General features: G+C 50.3%; 1 protein-coding gene. It reads left to right on the forward strand.

Features of this window, described 5'->3' with window-relative positions:
- The first annotated feature begins 206 nt into the window (after positions 1–206).
- Positions 207–707 (forward strand): alpha-L-fucosidase, encoded by a 501-nt coding sequence (locus tag D5R40_RS32850; protein WP_161565178.1) that lies wholly within the window; start codon positions 207–209, stop codon positions 705–707.
- The last annotated feature ends 877 nt before the right edge of the window (positions 708–1,584 follow it).

Consider the following 1,584-nt stretch of genomic DNA (forward strand, 5'->3'; position numbering starts at 1 on the left):
CAGATGTAATCGGGGCAATGTGCTTCAATTACTTCATTGAGTTTTTGTAGCCAGATATTACATTCCTCTTCATAGGTGGTTCGACCATATAGTTGATCATATATCGAATCTTGGGGGACTTCTACGCTATCATAGACCCATGAAAACTTACTAACCGGTCGAGTTACGGCCCCATCATTTTGAGGATAGAAGTATAAATGAAATCCATGGTGAAAGGTAGTTCATGGGGCTACAACAAGGACAAACGACCAGCGATAGACCCGCAGCAAGCCATTCGAATCCTAGCCGAGGTAGTAAGTAAAAATGGAGTCATGATCTTGTCAGCAGCTCCAACCGCAGCAGGCATCATTCCCGTAGAACAAGTCTCAGCCATGGAGAAGATTGGTCACTGGCTAAAGTTATATGGAGAAGCGATTTATGATACACGCCCATTTGTGGAATTTGGGCAAGGTACAACTAAGCTAAAACGCAATGCTGAAGACGAATGGAATGATTATGGAGCAATTAAGGTAGGCCTAGACAAACTAAGTTCTGAAGATATACGCTACACGCAGAAAGGGAATACGGTCTATGCAATTCAATTGGGTGGCGTGGGTCCAAAAAAGAAGTGGTTTAAAACGTCGCAGCTCAAGCCAAAAATATACAGTAGAAAAGATGGAGGTTTTAGGAATAAGGATCCTAGATGGGAGAAGACAGAAGGCGGTTAAGAGTATCTCCCATCCCAACAACCAGTCGGTGAGGCAATAACTCGTTTATAAAATCCGCTAAAGTAGCTAGCATTGAGCAGGTGGAAAACACCTTGCATGGAGCGTCCAAAACACCGTAGCTAGACCAGCCCGGCCCAGTGTTCCCCTAAAGGGAAGGCCACTCGCGATAGATGAAACTATGCAAGAACTGAGGCTGAGAGCGCGACCAAACCACCTACAGCCAGCCTGCTGAGCACTAGCACCCTGCTGCCACTGAATAAGGCGCAAATGGCCCCGCCCCAGCCTGCAGCTGCCACAGGCACACAAAGCGCAGACTAGAACCGGAAGCCTAAACGAGCCATGCACAAGTACCCCAACTGCCGGAGCCGTAACCCTGGAAACTCTAGAGACGCGAACAGCACGAGGACATGGCCCAGCGGGGAAGACTAGCAGGCAACCGCCGCTAGTAGCAATGAACCGGACCAGCTGGCCAGACCGCGCTGCTAAAGCACCAGGATGCTGGCTAGCAGCCGTGAACACTCGAGCCTGAGGAAAAGCCTGCCGAACGAGCTGATCGATGCCGGAAGCACAGCCAACAGCTACGGGAATACTAGGCATGGTGGATAGTACCTGGGAACAAGCTGTAGCCAAGGGAGTAGAGGGAGCCCTAGAGCCTGAAAAGCCAACTAGGGGATAAGCACTGATAAATGTGGAAATGGAAACAGACATGATGATAGATACACGGGAGAACAATAGCACTAGTGAGCCGAGTGTGGAATACTGGTGGTCAAAAGACCAACAGTGCGCACCCAGCAGTAGCTGTGCAGCCGCCTAGACGCCCGGTACTGCCCAGCGGCCAATCGATGGCCTGTACCGCAGCGAGCCGTCCACCAAGGTG

Source organism: Okeania hirsuta (genome assembly GCF_003838195.1).
GTDB lineage: Bacteria > Cyanobacteriota > Cyanobacteriia > Cyanobacteriales > Microcoleaceae > Okeania > Okeania hirsuta.